Origin of the sequence: Bradyrhizobium sp. CSA112 (genome assembly GCF_029051645.1) — a bacterium.
In the GTDB taxonomy this organism is placed as follows: Bacteria; Pseudomonadota; Alphaproteobacteria; order Rhizobiales; family Xanthobacteraceae; genus Bradyrhizobium.
This window is the reverse complement of the sequence record NZ_JAACFS010000030.1, coordinates 1-24,288: the sequence shown is the minus strand read 5'-3', so window position 1 is coordinate 24,288 and position 24,288 is coordinate 1. Positions and strand designations below refer to the sequence as shown.

25 protein-coding genes are annotated in these 24,288 nt (G+C 64.5%); 13 read left to right on the top strand and 12 right to left on the bottom strand.

Annotated features, from left to right (window positions below; all coding sequences use genetic code 11):
* Window positions 1-26: 26 nt before the first annotated feature.
* Entirely contained in the window at window positions 27-860 is an 834-nt protein-coding gene (locus GWE18_RS31955; protein WP_275189679.1) for a dienelactone hydrolase family protein, read from the bottom strand.
* Between the two features lie 187 nt (window positions 861-1,047).
* Between GWE18_RS31955 and GWE18_RS31950 the strand changes: the two genes are divergently transcribed.
* Window positions 1,048-1,275: a DUF2093 domain-containing protein gene (locus GWE18_RS31950; RefSeq protein WP_275189678.1), complete on the top strand. Its 228-nt coding sequence runs from the start codon at window positions 1,048-1,050 to the stop codon at window positions 1,273-1,275.
* A gap of 95 nt (window positions 1,276-1,370) precedes the next feature.
* On the opposite strand, the gene lpxK is transcribed toward GWE18_RS31950, so the two are convergent.
* From lpxK to GWE18_RS31920, 6 genes are all read right to left on the bottom strand, one after another.
* Window positions 1,371-2,384: a tetraacyldisaccharide 4'-kinase gene (gene lpxK, locus GWE18_RS31945; RefSeq protein WP_275189677.1), complete on the bottom strand. Its 1,014-nt coding sequence runs from the start codon at window positions 2,382-2,384 to the stop codon at window positions 1,371-1,373.
* Window positions 2,377-3,681 carry a 3-deoxy-D-manno-octulosonic acid transferase gene (locus GWE18_RS31940; RefSeq protein WP_275189676.1) on the bottom strand — a complete coding sequence of 435 codons (1,305 nt, stop codon included), beginning with the start codon at window positions 3,679-3,681 and terminating at the stop codon, window positions 2,377-2,379. The genes lpxK and GWE18_RS31940 overlap by 8 nt, the downstream gene beginning before the upstream one ends.
* The gene (locus GWE18_RS31935; protein ID WP_275189675.1) at window positions 3,674-4,387 is read right to left on the bottom strand and encodes a lysophospholipid acyltransferase family protein; all 714 of its coding nucleotides are present in this window, start codon (window positions 4,385-4,387) and stop codon (window positions 3,674-3,676) included. Before GWE18_RS31935 ends, GWE18_RS31940 begins: the two co-directional genes overlap by 8 nt.
* 12 nt (window positions 4,388-4,399) lie before the next feature.
* A complete protein-coding gene (locus GWE18_RS31930) occupies window positions 4,400-4,648 on the bottom strand; it encodes a DUF4170 domain-containing protein (RefSeq protein ID WP_057853034.1) in 249 nt (82 codons plus the stop codon).
* A gap of 93 nt (window positions 4,649-4,741) precedes the next feature.
* A complete protein-coding gene (locus GWE18_RS31925; RefSeq protein ID WP_275189674.1) occupies window positions 4,742-5,551 on the bottom strand; it encodes a 3'(2'),5'-bisphosphate nucleotidase CysQ in 810 nt (269 codons plus the stop codon).
* Window positions 5,538-6,950, bottom strand: a complete 1,413-nt coding sequence (locus tag GWE18_RS31920; protein WP_275189673.1) for a TldD/PmbA family protein — start codon at window positions 6,948-6,950, stop codon at window positions 5,538-5,540. Before GWE18_RS31920 ends, GWE18_RS31925 begins: the two co-directional genes overlap by 14 nt.
* Window positions 6,951-7,235: 285 nt before the next feature.
* Between GWE18_RS31920 and GWE18_RS31915 the strand changes: the two genes are divergently transcribed.
* Complete coding sequence (locus tag GWE18_RS31915) at window positions 7,236-7,763, top strand: DUF6101 family protein (protein ID WP_275189672.1); 528 nt, start codon at window positions 7,236-7,238, stop codon at window positions 7,761-7,763.
* Window positions 7,764-8,032: 269 nt separating this feature from the next.
* Here the strand turns inward: GWE18_RS31915 and ubiA are convergent, their stop codons facing one another.
* A complete protein-coding gene (gene ubiA / locus GWE18_RS31910) occupies window positions 8,033-8,962 on the bottom strand; it encodes a 4-hydroxybenzoate octaprenyltransferase (protein WP_275189671.1) in 930 nt (309 codons plus the stop codon).
* Window positions 8,963-8,972: 10 nt separating this feature from the next.
* A complete protein-coding gene (locus tag GWE18_RS31905; RefSeq protein WP_275189744.1) occupies window positions 8,973-9,629 on the bottom strand; it encodes a hypothetical protein in 657 nt (218 codons plus the stop codon).
* Window positions 9,630-9,833: 204 nt separating this feature from the next.
* On the opposite strand from GWE18_RS31905, the gene GWE18_RS31900 reads away from it, so the two are divergent.
* The 6 genes from GWE18_RS31900 (at window position 9,834) to GWE18_RS31875 (ending at window position 16,105) form a co-directional block, all read left to right on the top strand.
* Complete coding sequence (locus tag GWE18_RS31900) at window positions 9,834-10,589, top strand: 16S rRNA (uracil(1498)-N(3))-methyltransferase (RefSeq protein WP_275189670.1); 756 nt, start codon at window positions 9,834-9,836, stop codon at window positions 10,587-10,589.
* Between the two features lie 436 nt (window positions 10,590-11,025).
* Window positions 11,026-12,213: an ATP phosphoribosyltransferase regulatory subunit gene (locus GWE18_RS31895; protein WP_275189669.1), complete on the top strand. Its 1,188-nt coding sequence runs from the start codon at window positions 11,026-11,028 to the stop codon at window positions 12,211-12,213.
* Complete coding sequence (gene hisG, locus GWE18_RS31890) at window positions 12,210-13,187, top strand: ATP phosphoribosyltransferase (RefSeq protein ID WP_275189668.1); 978 nt, start codon at window positions 12,210-12,212, stop codon at window positions 13,185-13,187. Before GWE18_RS31895 ends, hisG begins: the two co-directional genes overlap by 4 nt.
* 75 nt (window positions 13,188-13,262) lie before the next feature.
* Entirely contained in the window at window positions 13,263-14,309 is a 1,047-nt protein-coding gene (locus GWE18_RS31885) for a glycosyltransferase family 2 protein (RefSeq protein ID WP_275189667.1), read from the top strand.
* Entirely contained in the window at window positions 14,306-15,148 is an 843-nt protein-coding gene (locus GWE18_RS31880; protein ID WP_275189666.1) for a ChbG/HpnK family deacetylase, read from the top strand. Before GWE18_RS31885 ends, GWE18_RS31880 begins: the two co-directional genes overlap by 4 nt.
* A 126-nt stretch (window positions 15,149-15,274) precedes the next feature.
* Complete coding sequence (locus GWE18_RS31875; protein WP_275189665.1) at window positions 15,275-16,105, top strand: DUF2076 domain-containing protein; 831 nt, start codon at window positions 15,275-15,277, stop codon at window positions 16,103-16,105.
* Window positions 16,106-16,261: 156 nt separating this feature from the next.
* Here GWE18_RS31875 and GWE18_RS31870 read toward each other — a convergent pair whose 3' ends face one another.
* The gene (locus GWE18_RS31870; RefSeq protein WP_275189664.1) at window positions 16,262-17,056 is read right to left on the bottom strand and encodes a L,D-transpeptidase; all 795 of its coding nucleotides are present in this window, start codon (window positions 17,054-17,056) and stop codon (window positions 16,262-16,264) included.
* A gap of 305 nt (window positions 17,057-17,361) precedes the next feature.
* On the opposite strand from GWE18_RS31870, the gene GWE18_RS31865 reads away from it, so the two are divergent.
* On the top strand, window positions 17,362-18,138 hold the full coding sequence (locus GWE18_RS31865; protein WP_275189663.1) for a protein phosphatase CheZ: 777 nt from the start codon (window positions 17,362-17,364) through the stop codon (window positions 18,136-18,138).
* Window positions 18,139-18,345: 207 nt separating this feature from the next.
* Here GWE18_RS31865 and GWE18_RS31860 read toward each other — a convergent pair whose 3' ends face one another.
* Window positions 18,346-18,861: a hypothetical protein gene (locus tag GWE18_RS31860; protein ID WP_275189662.1), complete on the bottom strand. Its 516-nt coding sequence runs from the start codon at window positions 18,859-18,861 to the stop codon at window positions 18,346-18,348.
* Between the two features lie 337 nt (window positions 18,862-19,198).
* Here GWE18_RS31860 and GWE18_RS31855 point away from each other — a divergent pair, with 337 nt between their 5' ends.
* The 4 genes from GWE18_RS31855 to GWE18_RS31840 all read left to right on the top strand — a co-directional run bounded on the left by GWE18_RS31855 (window position 19,199) and on the right by GWE18_RS31840 (window position 23,667).
* Window positions 19,199-19,495: a co-chaperone GroES gene (locus GWE18_RS31855; RefSeq protein ID WP_057853021.1), complete on the top strand. Its 297-nt coding sequence runs from the start codon at window positions 19,199-19,201 to the stop codon at window positions 19,493-19,495.
* A 309-nt stretch (window positions 19,496-19,804) separates the two neighbouring features.
* Window positions 19,805-21,451, top strand: a complete 1,647-nt coding sequence (groL, locus tag GWE18_RS31850; protein ID WP_057853020.1) for a chaperonin GroEL — start codon at window positions 19,805-19,807, stop codon at window positions 21,449-21,451.
* Between the two features lie 168 nt (window positions 21,452-21,619).
* Complete coding sequence (locus tag GWE18_RS31845) at window positions 21,620-22,822, top strand: hypothetical protein (protein ID WP_275189661.1); 1,203 nt, start codon at window positions 21,620-21,622, stop codon at window positions 22,820-22,822.
* 620 nt (window positions 22,823-23,442) lie between these two features.
* Complete coding sequence (locus GWE18_RS31840; protein WP_275189660.1) at window positions 23,443-23,667, top strand: hypothetical protein; 225 nt, start codon at window positions 23,443-23,445, stop codon at window positions 23,665-23,667.
* A gap of 9 nt (window positions 23,668-23,676) precedes the next feature.
* Here GWE18_RS31840 and GWE18_RS31835 read toward each other — a convergent pair whose 3' ends face one another.
* On the bottom strand, window positions 23,677-24,075 hold the full coding sequence (locus GWE18_RS31835) for an META domain-containing protein (protein WP_275189743.1): 399 nt from the start codon (window positions 24,073-24,075) through the stop codon (window positions 23,677-23,679).
* Window positions 24,076-24,288: the final 213 nt, after the last annotated feature.

Genomic DNA, 24,288 nt, shown 5'->3' with positions numbered 1-24,288 from the left:
GGGGCAGGCCTTCGCTCGAAAACGCTTTAGCGCGCCAGCCACTCCGTGACGCGCTGCTGCGAGTCTTTGCGCGCGTCCGCATCGGTGCCGATGTGACCGCGTTCGGGCAACGCGGCGTCGGTCCCTGCGATCGCCAGCAGCGGAAGGTTGGCACGATCGAAATCGTGAGATGCGCCGGGATAGACCACGATCCGCGCCAGTGCGCTGCGGCCACGGGCGCCATCCACCATCTGGCGGCAGGCCTGTGGCGAACTGATGTCGTCCTTTGCACCAATCAACAGCAGCGTCGGCACACGCGCGCTCCAGCCGAGGCCGGACGAGATCCGGCAGTCCGGATAGAATGCGATGGCCGAGCGGAAATCCGGTTCAGCTCTGCGCGACGATAGTTGCGGACGCACTGCCCACAGCACGGCGCTGCCGCCGCTCGCCCATCCCATCAGGCTGATCCGGTCACGCGCGACCCAGGGTTGCTGCAGCAGCCATTGCCGCGATGCGTTGACATCGGCCACCCGCTCGCGGCGGGCGAGCACACGGCGCTCATTGACGCGGCATTGCGGGCCGAGTTCGCGCGAACCGTAACTGTCCGGCAACAGCACCGCATGGCCGGTCTTCAATAGCTGCTCCGCCCAGTCGCGGTAGCGCGGCTGCACCGGCTCCGACTGTCCACCCAATCCGCCGCAGCCATGCAGCGCGATCACGGTGGGAAACGGGCCGTCGCCATCAGGCTTGTAGAGCTGCGCGTGCAGGGTCAGACCGGTCGCCGGGATATCGACCTGGCGCGGGGCCGGCAACGGCGCGGCGCCGGCTGTGCAGGTCGCAGCAAGGAGCGTCAGGAATAGCGTTGCTGACAACAGGCGCATCGGTCTCTGTCGGATCGGTATGACGCTGCAGGCACGATAAAATTCACGCTATCATGCAGGACGGCACAAAATCATCACAAGTCGGTGGGTTTCCGGGGCGGACAGTGCGACCTATTTATGATAGATCAAATTTTGGAAAATATACTTAAGGCCAGCCCTCGGGACCGGCCTATCGGAGAGTTTGACGGTGCTCAATAAATTCGGCCCCTCGGGCCATGGCGAAGCGCAGGTGCAGTATCTGGATGGCGATTTCCGCGTGATCTCTCCCGGAACCTATGTGCGCTGCGCCATCACCGACGTGCGGATCCCGCTTGACGAATTGAAATACTGGAGCGTCGATCTGCAGGAGGCCTACTCGGTTCCGACCGCCGTGCTGCAGCGGCACTTTCCCGGCACGCTGAAGTCGCAGGGTTAGGTCCGGATTTGTAGGGTGGGCAAAGGCGCATCGCGCCGTGCCCACCATCCTTGCGCGGCTGGTGTTAGTGGTGGGCACGCTTCGCTTTGCCCACCCTACGGTCTCTCCCGAGCTTTGAATAACCGGTCGGCGACGAACTTTCGCAGCAGTCCCTTGTCGTCGAATTCGAGCGCCACGCCGAACGGTACGATCTGCTTTGCGCATTCCGGCAAGCTCCCGCCGCGCCGCAGCCGCGCCAGATCCTTTTCCGTCGTCACCAATGTCAGCCCGTCGCGCCGAGCCTCGGTAATCAGTCCTTCGATCTCGGCTTGCGAATACGGGTGATGATCGGCGAAGGCACGCTGCATGACGACATCGATGCCGCTGGCGCGCAGCGTGTTGAAGAATCGCGTTGGATCGCCGATGCCGGCAAATGCCAGCACGCGCTTTCCTCGAAGCTGCGCCACCACGGCCTCATCCGGCTTCAGATGCGCTGATAACACCGGCTTGCCTTGCGCTGCAATCTCCGCCGCCACTGCTGCAGCGGCAGTGCCGTCGCCGACAACGATCAGCGCGTCGGTGCGCGCCAGTTGCGGCCGCAGCGGCGCGCGCAGCGGGCCGGCGGGAAATACCTGCCCGTTGCCGACCCCACGCTCGCTGTCGATCACAATCAGCGAAGCGTCCTTGACGATCGCCGGGCTCTGGAAGCCGTCGTCCATCAGGATCACGGTCGCGCCTTGCGACCGCGCCAGCGGCACGCCGTCCGCGCGCTTGCGCGACACCACGACCGGCAAGTGGCCCGCCAGCATCAGCGGCTCGTCGCCGACATCGGAAGCTGCGTGCCTGACAGGATCGACCCTGACCGGCCCGCGCAATTCGCCGCCATAGCCGCGGCTGAGCACGACCGGCGTCTCGCCGAGCTCGCCCAGCAGCTTCGCCAGCGCCAGCACGGTCGGCGTCTTGCCGGCGCCGCCGACGCTATAATTGCCGATGCAGAGCACCGGAATGCCGGCGTTCAATCCCTTGCGGTGCAGGCGCTTTGCGGCAACGGCGCCATAGAGTGCGGCAAGCGGTTTCAATAGATGCGAGTTGAGCGAAGACGGGCCGTGCCAGAAGCCCGGCTCACGCATTGGCGGCTCCCATCTCGATCCGCAATTGCAGCAAGTACGGCTCGAGCGAGTTGAGCGTTCGCTCCAGCGCACCGCCGAGTTGCCCGACCACGCGCTCGGAGGCAGTGAGCACGGCTTCGCGCGCCTTGGGATCGGCGAGCATCTGCCCGAAGTGCTTGACCAGCATTTCCTGCGTATCCGCCCGCCTGGCGCCGCCGGCAGAATCGAGGGCTTCGTAGACGTCGGTGAAATTGAAAACGTGGGGGCCGTGGACCACCGACGCACCGAGCTTGATCGCCTCGATCGGATTCTGCCCGCCATGCTCGACCAGCGATCCGCCCATGAACACGATCGGCGCCAGGCGGTAGAACAATCCCAGTTCACCCATGGTGTCGGCGACATAGATGTCGGTCGTAGCGGTGGGCAAGTCCTCGTGCGAGCGCAGGGTCGGATTGAGACCCGCGGCAGAGATCATGCGCGCGATGGCCTCGCCGCGATCGGGATGCCGCGGCACGATCACGGTGAGCAGCTTTGGAAAATAGCGGGCGAGCTTCCGGTGGGTTTCCGTGAGGATTTCTTCTTCGCCGGGATGCGTGGAGGCCGCGACCACCACCGGGCGGCCGCGCGTCATCGACATCAACATATCCAGTTTGTTGCCGTCGGCCGGCGGCGCAGGAACGTCGAGCTTGAGATTTCCCGTGACGATGACGTTGCGGCTGCCCAGAGCGGCAAAGCGATCGGCATCGGTCTGTGACTGCGCCAGGCAGATGTCGAACTTGCCCAGCAGCGCCGAGATGGTCCCTGCGACCCGGCGCCAGCGCGGAAACGAGCGATGCGACATCCGCCCGTTGATCAGCACCATCGGCAGCCGGCGCGCGGCGCTCGACAGGATCAGGTTCGGCCACAGATCGGATTCGATGAACAGCGCCAGCGAGGGCCGCCAGTGATCGAGAAACCGCGCCACATAGCGCGGCGAGTCGTAGGGCACATATTGATGGATGACGTCAGGAGGGAACCGCTTGGCGACGATCGCCGCCGAGGTCACCGTGCCTGAGGTCACGAGGATGCGCAGGTCGAGCGCCCGCAGCCGCTCGATCAGCGCAGCCGCCGCCAGCACCTCGCCGACGCTGGCGCCGTGGATCCACACCAGGGGGCCTGGGGGGCGGACGTCGGCGCTCATGCCGCGGCGCTCGCCGACCCGCGCCGGATCTTCCTTGCCGAGCTTCAATCGCCGGCTGATCAACGCAGGCGACAGCGGCACCATCGCGAACGACAGTTTCCGGTAGACGCGCAACGTCATCGGCAGCGAATTAGCCAAGAGCGGCCTCCGGACGCCCGACGGCCTTATAGGCGCGACGAGTCGCTTCGTTCAGATAAGCTTCTACCTGAAGACGCAGCTTTTCCATAGTCTCGGCATCAGCATCCGGCGGCACGTATACATGTCCAACGCCGACCACCGCACCGCGCCCGAACGGCAAATTGATGGTGGTAGAGTCCCAGTTCTTCAACCGGATGAATCGGCTGCTCACCATCGCAAAGGGCATGATCGGCCGGCCCGACTCCCGCGCCAACATGATGATTCCGAGCCCCACCACCCGCGCGCGCTTCGGCACGTCGGCGGTGGTAGCGACGTTCCACTTTTCTTCGAGCGCCTGCAGCATTTCCCTGAAGGCGCCGACGCCGCCCTTGCGCTGGAAGGCGCCGCCGTGATCGCCGGAGCCGCGGATGGTTCCAATGCCGAGCCGCTCGGCGGCGATGGCGTTGAACTCGCCGTCGCGATGCCGCGAAATCAGGACCTTGGCGCGATGCACCTCCTTGGTCTTGATGAACGGCGTCATGAAATGCTGGCCGTGCCAGAACGCGAAGATGGCCGGCATCTCCGGCTCGACGATGTCATAGACGTTGGCCGGCTCATAGCTGAAGCGATTGGTCAGCCAGACCAGCCGCAGATATTCGGCCGCGAGCACCCCCAGCGCGCGCTGAACCCAGGTGCTGCGCAGCAAGTCGCGAAGGAATCGTTTCAACTGCAGGACTTCTTAACTGGAGGACTTCGTGTCTTGACCTGGATCGAGCAGCCGGTGGAGGTGAACCACGAAGTAGCGCATGTGGGCGTTGTCCACGGTCTGCTGCGCCTTCGCCTTCCAGGCCGCGTGAGCGGATGCGTAATTGGGATACACGCCGACGATGTCGACCTGGTCGAGGTCCTTGAACGTGGTGTGTTCGAGATCGGTCAACTCGCCGCCGATGACGAGATGAAGCAATTGCTGCGGGGCGCTATCTGGCATGTTGGTCTTTCCTAATGAGATGCCCGGCAAGCAGGAGCGACAGCGTGTGTCGCGGCGTGGACGGGATGATTTGTGGCACGGATTTCGACCGATTCAGGGCAACGGACGCTTTCGGAAATGCTCGACAATGCGCGCATGCCGATCCTGTCCCGCCGCCACCAGCACCCCGTGCACCACCTCCCGGCGATTATACTCAATCGCATCCCCCGAGAGCGCGGTCATTCTACCATTCGCTTCCTGCACGATCAAATTCGCCGCGGCAAGATCCCAGTCGCGGCTCTGACCGCCTGCAAAAGCGGCATCGAGGCTGCCGTCCGCAACCCGGCACAACCGAAGCGCCAGCGATCCGATTCGCGGATGCAGCGTGATCTCGTCCGGTGACGAGCTTAGCCGCTGCACCAGCGGCTTCGGACCGGCCATGCGGGAAAAGTCGAGCTCCGTTCCTGCGGCCGCGGATACCGGCACTTCGTTGCACGTGGTGCCTTTCCCGCGGACCGCGAAGAAGAACTCGTCGCTGGCGGGAGCGAACACCGCGGCCAGCACCGGCGCCGAACCCGCAACCAGCGCCACGCTGACGCACCAGTCTTCGCGGCCGGCGAGATAGCCGCGGGTGCCGTCGATCGGATCGACGATCCAGACCAGCCTCTTGCCGAGACGCGCGTCGTCGTCGACGCTCTCTTCCGAGAGCCAGCCATAATCCGGCGTCGCCGCGCGCAGCCGCCGCTCCACGAGGTCGTTGACCGCGATGTCGGCTTCGGAGACCGGCGACGAGGCGCCCTTGGTCCAGTTCCTCAGCTCGGTGCGAAACAGCGACAACGCCAGCGCACCGGCTTCGCGCACGGTGTCCCTCAACAGCGCGGCATCGCGCGCCGAAATGCGGTCGGCGGTATCAGCGTCCGCCAAGCGTCAGGCCCTCGATGCGCAGCGTCGGCGCGTTGACGCCGTAGCGGAATTCCAGATCGTTGGCGGGAACCAGCGATTTGAACATCGCCAGCAGATGGCCCGCGATCGTCACCTCGCTGACGGGGTAAGTGATCTCGCCGTTCTCGATCCAGAAGCCGGAGGCGCCGCGGCTGTAATCGCCGGTCACGCCGTTGACGCCGGAGCCGATCAGGTCGGTGACGTAAAAGCCCTGCTTGATGTCGGAGATCAGTTCCTTCGGCGTCATCTCGCCGGGCTCGAGATGCAGATTATACGATCCCGGCGACGGCGAGGACGAGACGCCGCGATGGGCATGCCCGGTCGTGACCAGCCCGAGTTCGCGCGCGGTCGCGCAATCGAGCAGCCACGTGGTCAACACCCCCTCATCGATGAGCGCGAGCTTCTTCACTTTCACGCCCTCGGCGTCGAAGGTCTGCGAGCGCAGGCCGCGCACCCGCAAGGGATCATCGATGATGCGGATATTCTTCGCGAACAGTTGCTCGCCCATCCGGTCCTTCAGGAAGCTCGTCTTGCGCGCGATCGAGGCGCCGTTGATGGCGCCGACGAGATGGCCGACCAGCGATGCCGACACCCGGGGGTCGTACACGACCGGCACCTTGCAGGTCTCGACCTTGCGCGGATTGGCGCGCGCCACGGTACGCTCCCCTGCCCTGCGGCCGACGCTTTCGGGCGAATCGAGGTCGGAGGCATGCGGGGCCGAGGTGAAATCGTAATCGCGCTCCATCGTCGTGCCTTCGCCCGAGATCGCGGTCACGGAGATGCCGTGGCTGGAGCGCAGGTAAGAGCCGTGGAAGCCGGTCGAGGTCACCAGCACCATGCCGCCGATGCCGCTCGAGGCGGACGCGCCGCTCGACTTGGTCACGCCCTTGACCGCCAGAGCTGCGGCCTCCGCTTCGCAGGCGCGGCGCTCCAGCTCGCTTGTGGTCGGAATATTGCGGTCGAGCAGATCGAGATCCGCGAACTCGCGCGCCAGCAGCGAGGGGTCGGCGAGGCCGACATATTTGTCATCGGGCGCAACGCGGGCCATCGCGACCGCCCGCTCGGCGAGCTTGGCGACGCCGTCGCCGGAGATGTCGTTGGTGGAGACCACCGCCTGGCGCTGTCCGACCAGCACCCGCAGGCCGACGTCATCTCCTTCCGAACGCTCGGATTCCTCGACCCGTCCGTCGCGCACCTCGACCCCTTGCGAGACGCCGCGCACCGCGACCGCGTCCGCGGCATCCGCACCGGCGCGCTTGGCTGCCTCGACCAGTTGCTGCGCCAGCGTCGAGAGCGCCGATTGGTCGAACAGGTCGGAGGCCGCGTCAGAGGTCTTCTGGGACTTCGAAAGCTGTGACGTGCTGGATGGTGAAGAGTTCACAAACAAAATCCCTGACATTGAAGGGGTTTCAGGCGCAAATCGCAAGGCCCTCAGATGTGCCTGATTCACAGGGATTTCAAGCATTTTGCGACGCCAAATACCAAACAATTTCGGCATTTGCGCAAGGTCTCGTCAATCATGCGTGCCAAGGTCTTGTCAATCATGCGGGGAGATCCAGGGCGGGTGACGTCTCCTTAACCAGGCTTTTTAAGACGAAACGGAAATCGCTCGGCTAAGGTCTCGCGTATCGACCGGGAACATAATCCCGGCGGGGAGATGAGAGCCGTGAGGCGTCAAACAGCAATAAGCGGGATCAATCCCGCCGGGTCGAGCCGTGCACTGCGGCTCGACCCTCTTTCTCTGCCGCTTAGCTTCCATGCGCACGACACCCGCGCAGACGGCGGCGTGCGAAAAATCGAACTCCATCGCGAACGCGTTGTGCTGCACCGTGCCGTCAAGGGCATGCGGATGGCGATCAACGTCCGCGTCAGCGACTTTCTTGGCGTCGCGTTGCGTGGTCTCGACGACGACGCACAGATGCTGGTGCTCGCGCATCGCGACCCCTCGCTGAACATTCCCTTATGCGTGAGCTCCGACCACGACGAGATCGCCATCGCCTGGCAGATGTGGAGCGACATCTTCGCGCTGCCGCTATTGGCGGAAGATGACCACAGCGAACCGGCCGCCCGGCGCCGCCGCCACAACTCGATCCGCGCCCGCCGCCCGAAATTTCTGGTCCGCCGCCGGCTCGGCAATCTCGGCAACACCGAGACCGTTCATCACGACGAGCGCGAGATCATCGCGCGGGATTAACCTCGTCATCGCTCCTGCAGGATGAGTGAGGCGCTCCTCATCGCTGTCGTCCCTGCGTTCGCAGGGACGACGGAGGAGCTTCCGGATTCAATTTCCAAACGCCGGCACACCTTCGCGATCTCGCGACGCGTTGCGCCCGAGGTTTGCATCAGTTCGCGGATCCGTAGGGTGGGCAAAGCGAAAGCGTGCCCACCATCGCGAAGCGTGCTCGATGATAGATGGTGGGCACGTCGCTAACGCTCCTTTGCCCACCCTACGAGATTTGCGAATTACGCGCGCATCACCGCGTCCACGAGCAATCCGGCGAACAGCAACAGCCCTGCATCGCGGTTGGACCAGAATACTCGCAGGCACAGCGCGGGATCGCTGATGTCCAGTCGCTTGATCTGCCAGGCGAGATGCGCCGCGAACGCGATCAGCCCGGCCCATGCCGGCCAGCGTGCGCCGCCCAGCACCAACGCCACGCCGATCAAGATCACTGCGAGCGAGTAAAACACCGCGAGCGCCCGATGCGTGCGCGCGCCGAACAGGCGGGCGGTGGACTTGATGCCGATCAGCGCGTCGTCCTCGGCGTCCTGGTGGGCGTAGATCGTGTCGTAGCCGATCACCCAGGCGATCGAGCCGGCGTAGAGCACGAGCGCGGTGAGATCGATGCGGCCAAGCGTGACCGCAAATCCCATCAGCGAGCCCCAGGAGAACGCCAGCCCCAGCACCACCTGCGGCCACCAGGTGATGCGCTTCATGAAGGGATAGACCGCGACGATGACGAGTGAGGCGATGCCGGTCATGATCGCGAAGCGGTTGAACTGCAGCAGCACGGCAAGTCCGATCAGCGCCTGCAGGACCAGGAAGGCAAACGCCTGCGCCACGCTGACCTGCCCGGCCGGCAATGGCCGCGACCGCGTCCGCTCGACCCGCGCGTCGAGATCGCGGTCGGTGATGTCGTTCCAGGTGCAGCCCGCCCCGCGCATGACAAAGGCGCCGACGAAGAACAGCACGATCACGAGCGGCAATTGCGAGACGTCGCGCGCGATGCCGGCGGCCAGCGCCGCCGACCACCAGCACGGCATCAGCAACAGCCACGATCCGATCGGACGGTCGAAACGGGAAAGCCGCAAATAGGGCCGCGACCATGACGGCGCGCGCGTATCGACCCAGTTGCCGGTGGCGTCGGCAACGCGGGTGGTCGCGTCGCTCATCGGGCCGGGATCATCGCGCGAGAACGTTGCCGTTCAGCGTATCGAAGGTGCTGCCGCCCTTCTTGACGGCCTGCGCCTCAGGCAGCGCCGCCGAAGAGCCGAGCACTTCGCTGAGGCTCGGACCGGCCGGTCCGCGTGTCCGCGCCTGCTCCGCGACGGAACAGACCTGATTCTGCATCTTCTCGGTGTTCTTGTGGCCGTTCTTGAGCTGGTCGGCGATCTGCGGCGGAATTCCGCACTTGGCGGAATTGGTCTGGACATATGAGATCATCTTCAATTCGGCCTGGCCGAAATTTTTGATCAGCTTACAGGCCTCGTCCGGCGGCGCCTTGCGGTCGCTCGCGGCCTTGATCATCTTGCCGCGCCGCTCGGCCTCCTCGCGCAAGGGAACGAACCCTTTCATGCAGTCGTCCGCCGAACCACTGGCCTGGGGCGGCGGCCCACTGAATCCGCGGGAGACCGGGGCGGCACCTTGCGACGGGAACGGCGACGGCGCGCCGACCGAGGCCGACGGCGCCGCGCCATTCACCGGCGGAAACGGCGAGGCATTCGCGGGTGCCGCGCTCTGGTTGGGCAATGGCGCCGGAAACGCACCTTGCGCAAGCACTTGCCCGGCGTGAACAATCACGACGGCAGCGGTCAGCGGCACAATCAGGCGGCGGATCATCAAGGGTTGTTCTCCGGCAAGGTCAGGCAGCCCCGGCGTCTTCCGAACGACGCAGATTTGCAATGGGCATTTTTACGATTCCTGCCGACGCTTAACAACCCGTTGATTGGGGCAGCAGCGCGGCGCATGGCGGCCGCAAAGCCAAAAATAGCCTCCGGATTCTAGCGCTTTAGGCTAAAAGCGCCCGGAAACGGAACAATACCGATGCCCGAACTCGATTTTCGCGCCCCCCGCCTGTTCGTCGATGCTCCCTTGCGCGAGGGCGACAGAATCGCGCTGGAGCGCAACCAGAGCAACTATCTCGGCAACGTGCTCAGGCTTTCGGCCGGCGAATCGATCGCGGTGTTCAACGGCCGCGACGGCGAATGGCGGGCGGAGATCGAGGGCCGCAAGCGGCCCGACGGCCTGACGATCGTCGCGCGCACGCGGCCGCAGGATCGCCTGCCCGACATCGCCTATGTCTTCGCGCCGCTGAAACATGCCCGCCTCGACTACATGGTGCAGAAGGCGGTCGAGATGGGGGCCGCAAAGCTGCAGCCGGTGTTGACGCGGCACACCCAGGTCTCGCGGGTCAACGTTGAGCGGATGCGCGCCAATGTCATCGAGGCCGCCGAACAATGCGGGATCCTGAGCCTTGCTGAGGTCGCCGAGCCTATCGCGCTCGACCGCTTTCTCGAAAAGCGCGAAACCAGGCGGCTATTGGTGTTCTGTGACGAGGCAGCCGACATCGGCAATCCCATCGAGGCGTTGCAACAGGGGTTGACCGCCGCCGACGGGATCGACGTGCTGATCGGCCCGGAGGGCGGATTTGCCGAGGAAGAGCGGGCGCTGTTGCTGCGACAGCCCAGGACGCTGCCGCTGTCTCTGGGCCCCCGCATCCTGCGCGCAGATACCGCCGGCGTCGCCGCGCTGGCCCTGGTGCAGGCGGCGCTGGGGGACTGGCGGGTGGCTGCTCCTTAGAGGGTTGGTCAGGGACGCACCGGCAGACGGGTTCCCTCCCCCTTGCGGGGTCCGAGACGAGCGAAGCTCGCTCGTGGGTTAGGGAGAGGGGTGCCGCTTGCTCCGTTGCCAGACGATGGCGCGACACGTGGCTCCCAGCTTGAGCGCGGCGCGCGCAACGGTTTGAGGTCGGCGTAATCTCTTCGTTCCGAGTGCGCGGCTACCCCTCTCCCCAACCCTCCCCCGCAGGGAGCCTGACGAGCGTACTCACCTCACATTGGGTTGCAGGCTCCCAAGTCCGCCTGTTAACCCAGCACCGCCCATTAATTCAGTTGGCCAATCCCTGTCGAAACGCCGCCCCGGCCATGCTATGGCCTGCGCCAACGAGGCCCCCCGGAACCCCCGGGGGCCCCAAACGAACCCTGGAACCCGGTTTTTCCGGATATTTGGACCTGAAATGACTGCGACCGCTGCCGTCAGAGGTGCTGCCGGATCCGCCGCCTGGGCGGATGCGCTGCTATTGTCGTTTGCACAAGGCGGCTACGTCCAGGCCCACCCCGGCATCCTGCAGCCGGCTGAGCCGTTCCTGGACCTCTCCGGCGAGGATATCCGCAAGAGCCTTTACCTGACGACCGACGCCTCCGGCGAGGAACTCTGCCTGCGCCCCGACCTCACCATTCCGGTGGCGCGCGACTATCTTGCCTCTGCGAGCGCCGGAAAGCCCGCGGGCTTTTCCTATCTCGGGCCGGTGTTCCGCTATCGCGGCGGCCAGCCGAGCGAATTCCTGCAGGCCGGCATCGAATCCTTCGGCCGGCAGGACCGCGCCGCGGCGGATGCGGAAATGCTGGCGCTGGCGCTGGAAGCCACGGCCGCATTCGGACTGGAGGACGTCGAAATTCGCACCGGTGACGTCGCTTTGTTCACCGCGCTGATCGACGCGCTTAACCTCTACCCGGTCTGGCGGCGGCGACTGATCAAGGATTTCAACCGCAAGATCAGCCTCGCCGAGGACATCGAGCGCCTGACGCTCGCGACCGCGCCCGGCCGCAACGAATATGAGGGCGTGCTGGCCGCACTTGCCGGCTCCGACCGCAAGGCGGCGCTGGCGCTGGTCACCGACCTGATGTCGATCGCCGGCACCACCAATGTCGGGGGACGCACGGTTGCCGAGATCGCCGACCGCTTCCTCGAACAATCGACGCTGAAGGGCGGCGCGCTGCCGCGCGACGCGCTCGACACCATCAAGCGCTTCCTCGCGATCGCGGGCGACCCCGATGAAGCGGTGGCGCAACTGCGCGCGCTGGCCGCCGATGCCAGGCTCGATCTGGCGGCAGCGATCGATGAGCTCGAAAGTCGCATCGGCTTCATGGCCGCGCGCGGCATCGACACGAAGCTTACGCGGTTTTCCACCTCGTTCGGCCGCGGGCTCGATTATTACACCGGCTTCGAATTCGAACTGCACGCCAAGGGAAGCACCAAGGGTAACAGCAAGGGCAACGGCGTCGAGCCGCTAGTGGCCGGCGGCCGCTATGATGGCTTGATGACGCAGCTCGGTTCGCCCACGCCGATCCCGGCGGTCGGTTTCTCGGTATGGATCGAAGCCCTGACGCAGTCAGGCACTGTCTCGCAAGGGGGCGCCGCATGACCGCCCCCTTCGTTCTCGCCGTTCCCTCCAAGGGCCGCCTGCAGGAAAACACCGAGGCGTTTTTCACGCGCGCAGGGCTCTCGCTGGCGAAACCGCGCGGCGCGCGCGACTATCGCGGCACCATCGCAGGCCTCGACAATGTCGAGATCGCCTATCTCTCGGCGAGCGAAATCGCCTCCCAGCTCGCGCGCGGCATGGTGCATCTCGGCGTCACCGGCGAGGATCTGCTGCGCGAAAGCATTGCGGACGCCGACAAGCGCATATTGCTGATCGACAATCTCGGCTTCGGCAGTGCCAATGTCGTGGTCGCGGTGCCGCACGCCTGGATCGACGTCCGCACCATGGCCGATCTCGACGACGTCACCACCGGCTTCCGCGCTCAGCATAACCGGCGGATGCGGGTCGCCACCAAATACATCAACCTGACGCGCAATTTCTTCGCCGCGCACGGCGTGGTCGATTACCGAATCGTCGAAAGCGCTGGCGCCACCGAAGGCGCGCCGGCCGTCGGCACCGCCGAGATGATCGTCGACATCACGACGACGGGCGCAACGCTGGCCGCCAACGGGCTGAAGGTGCTCGACGACGGCGTGATCCTGCGCAGCCAGGCCAATCTCGTGGCTTCCCGCGATGCCGACTGGTCGGCTGAAGCCCGCGAGACCGCGCGCGTCATCCTCGACCATATCGCCGCGCGCGCCCGCGCCAGCAAATATCGCGAGGTGCGAACGCGTTTCGCCGGCTGCAACGATGCGTTGCTGACGGAAGCCCATAATCGTTTTGGCGTGGTCGCGCCGTTCGGCGGGCCGACATCCTCGGGCATGATCACGCTGCACTGCCCGCCTATGCACCTCTATGCGCTCGGCAGCTTCCTGCGCGAACACGGCGCCGACACGGTTTCGATCGCCTCACTCGACTATGTGCTCGACCGGGAAAACCCGCTATTTGCCAGGCTCGAGGCGTTCTTGCGGCAATAAGGCTGCCGTTTCGTTCATCGTTGCGACAGCTAGCGGCAGGTAACATATGCGGTTGGACAATCTGGAACCTGATCGATGATGCTCGGCTCTGACGTTTCCCGCCTGTCGACGACCGCAGCCAGCGCCGCGGCGCAAGGCCTGTCGATTGTCGTGCCGCTGTACAACGAGGCGGCGGGGCTCGCGCTGTTGCACGAGCGGCTGGTCGGCCTCGCCCGCACGCTGAAGGAACGTTACGGACTCGCCAGCGAAGTGGTCTATGTCGACGACGGCAGCGCCGACAATACGCTGGAGATCGCGCGCACACTTAGCGCTGATGCGCTCGACGTCCAGGTGGTGTCGCTGTCGCGCAATTTCGGCAAGGAAGCCGCGCTGATGGCGGGGCTGGATCATGCCCGCCTTGGCGCTGTTCTGTTCATGGACGGCGACGGCCAGCATCCGCCGAGCCTGGTCGTAAAGCTCGTCGCGCACTGGATCGATGACGGCTACGATGTCGTCTATACGGCGAAAGCGCATCGCGACAATGAATCGTTCCTGCGCCGCCAGGCGGTGCACGGCTTCTACGCGCTGATCAATTGGGGCGCGCGGCAGAAGATCCCCGAGGATGCCGGCGATTTCCGCCTGCTGTCGCCACGCGCGGCCGCGGCGCTGCGGCAACTTCCCGAGCGCAACCGCTTCTTCAAGGGACTGTCGAACTGGATCGGCTTCCGCCAGATCCGCGTCGACTACGAGCCGGCGCCGCGCGCGCATGGCGTCACCACGTTCAGCCCGGGCCGGCTGATCGGGTTGTCGATCGAGGGACTGACGTCGTTCTCGGTGGCGCCGCTGCGCTTTGCGAGTCTGCTCGGCGTGCTGCTGGCGATCAGCGCCTTCGTGTTCGGCCTGACCATTCTCTGGGAGGTCTGGACCACCGGCAAGCAGGTCCCCGGCTATCCCTCGCTGATGATCGGCCTGATGACGATCGGCGGCGTGCAGCTCATCATGATCGGCATCGTCGGCGAATATATCGGCAAGATCCTCTCCGAATTGAAGGCGCGTCCGATCTACTTCGTCGCCGAGCATTCCGAAAAGCGCGCCGATGGCGAGACGGCGGCGAGCGCCACTGAGCGGACCGCCGCCGAATGAACGACGCCGCGCTGCGCCGGATCTGGCTGTGCGCCGACGATTACGGGCTGGCCGAGGGCGTCAACCGCGCCATTCGCGATCTGATCTCCCGCGGCCGTCTCAACGCCACCTCGGTGATGGTGGTCGGCCCGGCGATCGGGCGCGCCGAAGTCACCGCGTTGCAGGACACAGCAGCGACCAGCCCGCGCTGCGCGATCGGGCTGCATGCGACGCTGACTGCGCCGTTTCGTCCGCTGACGATGCACTTCAGGCCGCTCGATGGCGGCCTGTTCCTGCCGTTTCCGACCATGCTGCGGTCAGGGCTGTTGCGGCGGCTCGATCCTGAAATGATCGAGGACGAACTGCTCGCGCAGCTCGCGGCCTTCAAGGAGCTGTTCGGCCGCGCGCCCGATTTCGTCGACGGCCACCAGCATGCGCAACTCTTCCCGCAGGTGCGCGACGCCTTTCTGCGCGCGGTGAAGGAGGCTGCACCCGGCGCCTGGGTCCGTCAGGGCGGACGCCGGGGGCCGCTGGCCAAGCTGCTCGGCGAGCCCAAGGCGCTCGTGCTCGACGTGCTCAGCGCGCAATTCCGCAAGCGCGCCGCCGCTGCAAAAATCCCGTTCAATCCCGCCTTCGACGGCGCCTATGATTTTTCGAAACAGCCCGATTTCGACATGCTGATGGGTGGGTTCCTTCGGGAATTGCCGGAAGGCGGGCTCGTGATGTGCCACCCTGGATTCGTCGACGAAACGCTCGAAAGCCTCGATCCCCTGACCATCCAGCGCGAGGCGGAACACGCGTTTCTGGCCAGCGATCGATTTCCGGCATTGCTGGCGGCGAACAAAGTTACGTTGAATTGATAAGACGCGACAAACTCGCCCGGCGTTTTGTCGCATACGAAAATTTAATTCGCTGACCCACTACTGGCGACACAAAGCCCGCCTTACATCCTTCGGCGCGTCTCGATCGACGCGAGGGAGAAGGCCATGACACCGCAAGAACGCCAACTGATTGACGATCTTTTCGACCGGCTCGCCAAGCTGGAGAGCGCCAAGCGCGATCCCGAGGCGATGTCTGCGATCATGCAGGGCCTGCGCAACGCGCCCAATGCGGTCTATGCGCTGGTGCAAACTGCGCTGGTGCAGGATGAAGCGCTGAAGCGCGCCGACATGCGCATCCAGGAATTGGAAGCGGCGACAGGCCAGCAAAATCAATCCGAAAATCAATCCGGCAGCTTCCTCGATTCGATGCGCGATGCGATCTTCGGGCAGAACCAGCCGCAAGGTTCGGTACCCAACGTGCGCGCGCCCGAGATGGCCGGCGGCGGACGTCCGGCCTGGAACACCGGCGAGGTTTTGCAGCAGACTCAGGCGCCCGGGCAACATAATCAGCCGGCCTACGGCCAGCCTTATGGTGGCGCACAGCAGCAGCAGCCGTCTGCGTTCGGCGGCGGCGGCTCGTTCCTCGGAACGGCGGCGGCGGCCGCAGCCGGCGTGGTCGGCGGATCGCTGCTGGCCGGCAGCATCCGTTCGATGATGGGCGGCGGCGGCAACCACCAGGCATTCGGCGACACCGCGGGCCATGGCGGCGGCGTCGAAGACCGCAGGCCGTGGGGCGATCAGTCCGGCGGCGACTTGGCGCGCGACGCAGGCATCAACGACATCGGTTCATCGAGCCGGCGCGCCGACAACAACGACAACGATTCCGGTTCGCGGCAGGGATTCTTCGACCAGGCCTCGCACGACGATGATAACGGCATGGACCACGATTCCGACGGCTTCGATGGCGACGATGGCGGCGACAGCGATTTCGCCTGAGCGGCGCCGGACCTGAAAAAGAAAAACGGCCGCCCCTCAGGCGGCCGTTTTATTTTGCCGTAGCCCGGATGGAGCGAAGCGCAATCCGGGACAGGTCGCTCCGCGGGCGATACCGCCCCCGGATTGCGCTTCGCTCCATCCGGGCTACGCGAATCATCAGATCACCACGACCCTGGCGCCGACATTGACGCGGCCGTAGAGATCGATCACGTCCTCATTGCGCATCCGGATGCAGCCGGACGACACATTGGTGCCGATGGTCCAGGGCTCGTTGGAGCCGTGGATGCGGTAGAGCGAAGAGCCCAGATACATCGCGCGCGCGCCGAGCGGATTTTGCGCGCCGCCCTCCATGTACCGCGGCAGGTCGGGACGACGCGCCAGCATTTCCGGCGGCGGCGTCCAGGCCGGCCATTCCTTCTTCGCGGAGACCGTTTTGACACCCGACCAGGTGAAGCCAGGACGGCCGACGCCGACGCCGTAGCGCAGCGCCTTGCCGTCGCCCTGCACCAAGAACAGGAATTTGTTCGGGGTGTCGATCACGATGGTGCCCGGGCTTTCCTTGCCGTGATACTCGACCACCTGCTTTTCGTATCTCGGATCGAGCCGGTGCTGCGCGGGATCGAACGCCTCCTCCTCCTCGTGGCGCATCGACTGCTGCGGATCCATCGGCGGCAGCAGCGCGCGCCGCCCGCCATATCCGTAATCGGGCTGCGGCTGATAGGCCGGCTCTCGCTGATAGCGCCCGCCCTGCGGCAGGTCGCCGAACAGGAATTCGATGAAGCCGCCGCCCATCCGCGAACGCTCGGCAGAGGCGGTCCGCAGCGGCGCAGGCTGGCGGGCGTAGATCACGGTGGGTTCGGTTGTTGGCGAGGCGTCGATCGCCAAGGCCTCACCGGCGAAGCAAAGGCAAGACGCGCTCGCGAGGAGCGCAAGGGAGATTTTTCCGGACATCGACGTACTCTGTACTGTTCGTCATTGCGGGGTTGGCGGCGGCTCGACGAACGCCGCTGCACGCGATCAATACAAATCAAAACCTAATCGGTTTGGTAAACAGATCAGGCGTTTCGATTCACCACGTCGGCAATCGCACGCGGATTTGTCCGGTAGCGTTTATTTTGCATGAACGGGCCTCCCTCATGGTTAATCGTTGGTGTGCGGCCGCGGGCAAACCGCCGACACGCGATGTTCCGGCGTGAACCTCACGTTAAATGGCACTGGTCTAAAACACACGTGAAGTGAAGGGGTGGGAAAAACTCATGTCGGTGAATCGCAAACGTTTTCGTATCGAACAAGCCATACTGGGCGATTCGCCCATCACCATGCCCGCGATCGAAGGCGGCGAGATCGGCCCGATGCATCGCGAGATCATGGCCGAGTTGCGCGCGATCCGCGCACAGATGGCCGGCTTCGGCCACGCCCGCGACGGCTCGACCGTCACCACGGATATCGCGCGTGAGACCGCCGACGCCCACGCGTTGCTGGAAACCTATCGCGCCCAGATCGAGCAGTGCGCGAAGCTGAAAGTCGAGCTCGATCTCATTCACGACGCCATCAACCGTACCAAGCGCGAGATCGCTACGCTGCACGGCAAGAGTTTCGACGGCCAGGAAATGGCCAAGGTCAACGGCGAACTCGGCGCCGTCGTCGGCGGCACCGAACAGGCCACGCAGCAGATTCTGGAAGCCACCGAAGCGATCGACCAGGCGGCGACCGCGCTGTCCAAGAACATCTCGCCCGACCAGCAGAAGCTGCTCAGCGAGGAGATCCAGGAGCGCGTCGTCTCGATTTTCGAAGCCTGCAACTTCCAGGACCTCACCGGCCAGCGCATCAGCAAGGTGATGACCACGATGAAGTTCATCGAGCAGCACATCTACACGATGATGGACATCTGGGGCGGCGTCGATGCGATCAAGGCTCATGCCGCGCCGATCGTCGACACCCGCGAAGGCGACGCCAAGCTGCTCAACGGCCCGAAGCTCGACGGCGACGTCGGCCACGCCTCGCAGGACGACATCGACGCCCTGTTCGATTGATCGGCTGATTAACGCCGACTAAGCAAAACGCCGGCGAGACGCCGGCGTTTTTTTGTTGGGCTCGTCCCCCCCCCCCGCCGTCCTCTACCGTCATCATCCGCGAAAGCGGATGATCCAGTATCCCAGAGACGTCAGCGATTCAGCGGAGAGGCCGCGGCGTACTGGATGCTCGCCTTCGCGGGCATGACGAGCGAGGGTGTCGCAACCTCACGCCCGCGGCGCGCAGCGGACATAGACCATGTTGCCGTAACGGACCGCGGCGTCCTTTTCGATGAAGCGGGTCACGAGCACGCGGCCGTCGAACGAGACGATCTCGCGGTCCTGTTCGCCGCCGGCGGGACCGGCCGGACCGATATAGTTCTTGCCGCTCGGGCTGCCCTTGAGGCGCAGTTCCTGCGGGGTGGCCTGGTCGGCCAGATGCATGACGACGCCGCCGGAAGCGCCGGCGCCGATCACATAAGGCTGCTTGCACTGCCCGCGTGCCGCCGCTTCGGTGCGGGCGCGGTCGTTGGGATTCTGGAACGAGGCGAGACCCCAGCGGCCGACGATCTCGTCGGAGCGGATGGTTGCCGGCATTTCGGGCGCAACGCCGGGCTCGGCGTCGGGGGGCGGACTGGACGACAGCGACGGCAGGCTCATGCTGCTGCACGCCGCCAGCAAGATCGTCAGCGCCGACGCGATCGCCAGATTGGCAACCGTACGCGCATTACGTGAGCTGATCATCGCATTCCCCCGAGCAAATTCCCTGGCCGCTCCCGTCAAGCAGCCAACCGTAAAAAGCCTGCCGGAGCAATGACGTCGGTTAAAATTACGTCACTGCGCCGATTTGGTTTCTGTGGGACCATCCTATATTGGCCTCAAGAAGGCCTTAACCCCCTTGTTTGCTTGACAGCATCAGCGCCAAGCCATATTTCCCGGCCCCACGTTTAGCACTCAAATACAACGATTGCTAAGGTCGTGCTGTCCCGCCCGGGGCGGCGTCGAATACGCGGCATTATCAGCCATTTTCGTGGCACAGACCTGAAACCACGCCTTCCACGGAACTTCAAGAGGAGACGTCATGGCCAAATCCAAATTCCGCCCGCTGCACGACCGCGTCGTGGTCAAGCGCATCGATGCCGAAGAGAAGACCAAGGGCGGCATCATCATTCCCGACAGCGCCAAGGAAAAGCCGTCACAGGGTGAAGTCACCGCCGTGGGCCCGGGCGGCCGCGACGAGGCCGGCAAGCTGATTCCGATCGACCTCAAGGTCGGCGACCGCGTGCTGTTCGGCAAATGGTCGGGCACCGAGGTCAAGCTCGACGGCGAGGAACTCCTGATCATGAAGGAGTCCGACATCATGGGCGTGCTGAGCTGAGGCCAACCAATAGCCGCCGCGCAGGGTCGTCGGCGCAATCACTTCTTCCCTTCTCCCATCGAAGTCGGATTTATCCGACTTCGACAAAGTTAAGATGCCCAACTCGGGTAAACCCGAGTTGGGGGTGGGAGAAGGTGGCGCGCAAAGCGCGCCGGATGAGGGGTCTCCATCCGCGGAGACAGACCCCTCACCCGTCTCGAATGAGCTATCGCTCATTCGATCCACCCTCTCCCACAAGGGGAGAGGGGAAGAAGACCCGGCGATGACAGGCGGCAAGCAACCGTATCCATTCATTCAGGAGTCCAAACAATGGCTGCCAAAGACGTTAAATTTTCCGGCGACGCCCGCGACCGCATGCTGCGCGGCGTCGACGTTCTCGCCAATGCGGTGAAGGTGACGCTCGGTCCGAAGGGCCGCAACGTCGTGATCGAAAAGAGCTTCGGCGCTCCCCGCATCACCAAGGACGGCGTCACCGTCGCCAAGGAAATCGAGCTCGAGGACAAGTTCGAGAACATGGGCGCGCAGATGCTGCGCGAAGTCGCCTCCAAGACCAACGACACCGCCGGCGACGGCACGACGACTGCAACCGTGCTGGCGCAGGCGATCGTGCGCGAAGGCGGCAAGGCGGTCGCCGCCGGCATGAACCCGATGGACCTCAAGCGCGGCATCGACATCGCGGTCCACGCCGTTGTCAAGGACATCGAGAAGCGCGCCAAGCCGGTCGCCTCCTCGTCCGAAGTCGCCCAGATCGGCACCATCTCGGCCAACGGCGACACCGCCATCGGCAAGATGATCGCGCAGGCGATGCAGAAGGTCGGCAATGAAGGCGTCATCACGGTCGAGGAAAACAAGTCGCTCGAGACCGAGGTCGACATCGTCGAGGGCATGAAGTTCGACCGCGGTTACCTGTCGCCCTATTTCATCACCAACGCCGAAAAGATGACCGCTGAGCTGGAAGACGTCTACGTGCTCTTGCACGAGAAGAAGCTGTCCGGCCTGCAGTCGATGCTGCCGGTGCTGGAAGCCGTGGTGCAGTCCGGCCGCCCGCTCCTGATCATCGCCGAGGACGTCGAGGGTGAGGCGCTGGCAACCCTCGTGGTCAACCGCCTGCGCGGCGGCCTGAAGGTTGCCGCCGTCAAGGCGCCGGGCTTCGGCGACCGCCGCAAGGCGATGCTGGAAGACATCGCGATCCTGACCGGCGGTCAGCTGATCTCCGATGAGCTCGGCATGAAGCTCGAAAGCGTCACCATCAACATGCTCGGCCGCGCCGGCAAGGTGGTCATCGACAAGGAAAACACCACCATCGTCAAGGGCGCGGGCAAGAAGAAGGACATCGAATCCCGCGTCACGCAGATCAAGTCGCAGATCGAGGAAACCACCTCGGACTACGACCGCGAGAAGCTGCAGGAACGTCTGGCCAAGCTCGCCGGCGGCGTCGCGGTGATCCGCGTCGGCGGCGCGACCGAGGTCGAGGTCAAGGAGAAGAAGGACCGCGTCGAGGACGCCCTCAACGCGACGCGCGCGGCCGTCCAGGAAGGCATCGTGCCGGGCGGCGGCGTGGCGCTGCTGCGCGCCAAGAAGGCCGTCGGCCGCATCAACAACGACAATTCCGACGTCCAGGCCGGTATCAATATCGTGCTGAAGGCGCTGGAAGCCCCGTTGCGCCAGATCTCGGAAAACGCCGGTGTCGAAGGCTCGATCGTGGTCGGCAAGATCCTCGAGAACAAGTCGGAGACCTACGGCTTCGACGCCCAGACCGAGGAATATGTCGACATGGTCGACAAGGGCATCATCGATCCGGCCAAGGTGGTGCGCACTGCGCTGCAGGACGCCTCCTCGGTCGCCGGCCTCCTGGTGACCACCGAGGCCATGGTCGCCGAACTGCCGAAGGAGTCCGCGCCGGCGATGCCCGGCGGTGGCGGCGGCATGGGTGGAATGGGCGGCATGGGCTTCTAAGGCCCGGTGTTCCCGATCAATTAGTCGAAGGCCGCCTCCGGGCGGCCTTCTTTTTTGGCTTTTTTGGGATGATGCGGGCCCAATCGGTCAGGACGTGCTTGGCTCGAAAATGCTGGCGGGGTTTGCTACTTACGACCCTGCCGAATCCATCGTTTCAGGGAATTTCATATGCGCGTGCGCTTCCTTCTCCTGCTCGGTCTGGCGACGGTCTCCCCGAGCCTCGCTTTCGCCCAGATGAAACTCCCCTCCAAGACGGCGCCGGGCGCGACCGAGACGCGCTATTTCACCGCGCTCGACGGCCTGATGGACGGCAATGCCGACGTCGTGCTGAAGGAGACGCGCCAGGGCAAGAACGTCATCGCAGCTACCCTCGACGTCTGCTACCCCGTCGCGAAGGGCTCCGACCGCAAGGACCGCTTCGTCGCCAATCTCGCTGTCCTCAACGGGCAGAACCTGACCGGCACCACGCAAAGCCTCGGTGACAAGCAGCCGGTCATCGTCAAGCTGTCGCGTAAGCCTGTCGGCGACACCTTCGAATTCCGCGGCCAGATCACGATTGGCCAGACCGTGACTGAAGTGACCTCGACGGATAATTCCGATCTCAGCGAGAAGGAATATCTGGACAACCAGACCAGCGACGACGGCATCACGCCGGCGCCGAAGGATTTTACCGACGTTTCGCCTGAGGCGTTCGGCGTGCGGGTCAAGCTCGACGCCGCGCTCGATTTCCTCAAAAGCCTGAAGGGCGAGGCCGTCGAGGTCGGACTATCGAGCCTTTCGATCTCCTGCGATGCGCTGCGCGCCGGCGAGCAGACCATCAACCTCACGGCCGATCCGGAGCGCACGGCTGCGCTGATTGCGAAAGCCAAATCGATGCCGGGCGTGGTCGCGGCGGGATGGACCAGCGGCTCTGTCGAGATGGATCGCACCATCCGCTTTGCTGCGGCCGAATGGCGCGACGGCGACAAGATCAACAGGGACAAGATCGCGACAGCAATATCAGCCGTGCTCTCTAGAACACTCGCCGCCAAGCCAGCGGGCGCCGACTGGGACGCCAATACCGGAAAACTGACGTTGACCTTCAAGCGGCCAAGCCCGATCTATCCACCGCTCGCGCTCACCGAAAGCGTCGAGGTCACCGCGCTGGTCTCGCCGGACAAACCGGGCGCAACCGACCGGCTGATGCTGTGGATCTCGAGCCCGGTGATCACGACATCAGATGAAGGCACCGGCCCCAAGCTGAACCTGTCCGAAGAATCCACCGGCGACGAGGAAGGCGGCGAGCCAAAGGACGACAATGGCTCGGTCGAGGCGCTGGCCAAGGAGTTCAAGGGCCAGCGCTGGGACGCGGACAAGTCGGTGTGGAAGTGATCCGGGTGCCAACCCGATAGGGCGAGCGGCAGGCTGCGCGTATCCATGCTTCCCGCCGCAGGACAGTGCGCAATGATCTGGCCGCGGGCTTTGATTGTTAAGATTCGATTCAGCTTAGAGGGACATCATTGGTTCACCAAAACGTGGGCCACGCCATGCAAAACCGCGAGCCGAGTACCTTTGAGATCTGGTCGGGGAATGTGGTTGGCGGCCTGCGGCCGGAGCAACCCGCGAGCTTGTGGAATTTCCTTAAACCCGATCGCGACGACGTCTTGGTGGTGCGGGAGCCATTTGGCGATCGGGCACGCACCGCTTTGCTGGTCGCCGTAGCATTGGTGGCAAGCTTTGGACTGGGATGGGCCGGCGGGTTGAATTGGCCCCAGTTCGCAAGCGAATTCGGACTTGTAGAAGTTGCGCTGAAAGAAGCGCCCTCGCCGCGAATTCCTGAAGCACGATCAAGCGGCAGGATTGAAGGCGCTCGAAGGGCGGCATCCGCATCCGATTCGCCCGCCATTGTCGGAAGCATTCCCAAGCCATCCGCCCTGTTGCCGGGCGGTGCACGTCCGTCTGCGAGCCCGGCCTCCCAGGCCAATGCGAGCCCTTCCGCCGCTGCGATCGCGATGCGGCAGCCCTTGGTGGCGGCGCCGGAAACCAAGCCGGCGACGATTCCCGGCTGGACGGTTGTCGATGTCCGGGACGGCACCGCCGTTCTCGAAGGTCCTGACGGTATCCGGATGGCCGCACGCGGCGACACAATTCCCGGAATCGGACGCGTGGAGTCCATCGTGCGCTGGGGCAACCGCTGGGTCATTGCCACCGCCAGCGGCTTGATTGCGACGCAGTAACTCCCAGACCTAGTTCGTGTTGATACGAAACCGCAGCGTCTTTGCGCCGATGAACGACACGAAATCGCCTTGCCGCTTCCAGGTGCCCGCTTCCGTCAGGGCCGCGATCAACTCGTCATCGGCCTGCGCCCGGTCCGGCGGACAGGGCCGGTTCTCCATCGCGCCGGGAACGAAGATCACGGTATTTCCCGCCACCGAGAACTGGCCCTTGCCGCCCTTGCACCAGAGTTCGAGGATCACCTCGCCCTTGTCGCCAATCTCCAGGTTGGGAATCCGTTTCGACCCGCGTTGACGGTCCACGTCGAGTGTCATTTCCGCGCCGAACGGGAATCCGTTATCGGCCCGTGCAGCGCCGAACGGCAAGGCCGCCCCGATCAGCAAGAGCGAAGCGGCGCCTGCGCGGGCCATACGTGCGAATGAAATCATACAACCTCTCGAAAAATGCCAGACCAACCGCGCCGCGCGCCGTTCTATTGGACAACGACATGATTGGCTAGGTGGTGTGGACTCTAAGGATTCCCTTTTAGGAGCAAATCAGATTCAAGGCTGCTTTTTGGGAGGCGGCCTTGGGTGTGATGGATCGTTTGGTTTTGAGCGACGCGGCTTGGGAGCGGATGGCTC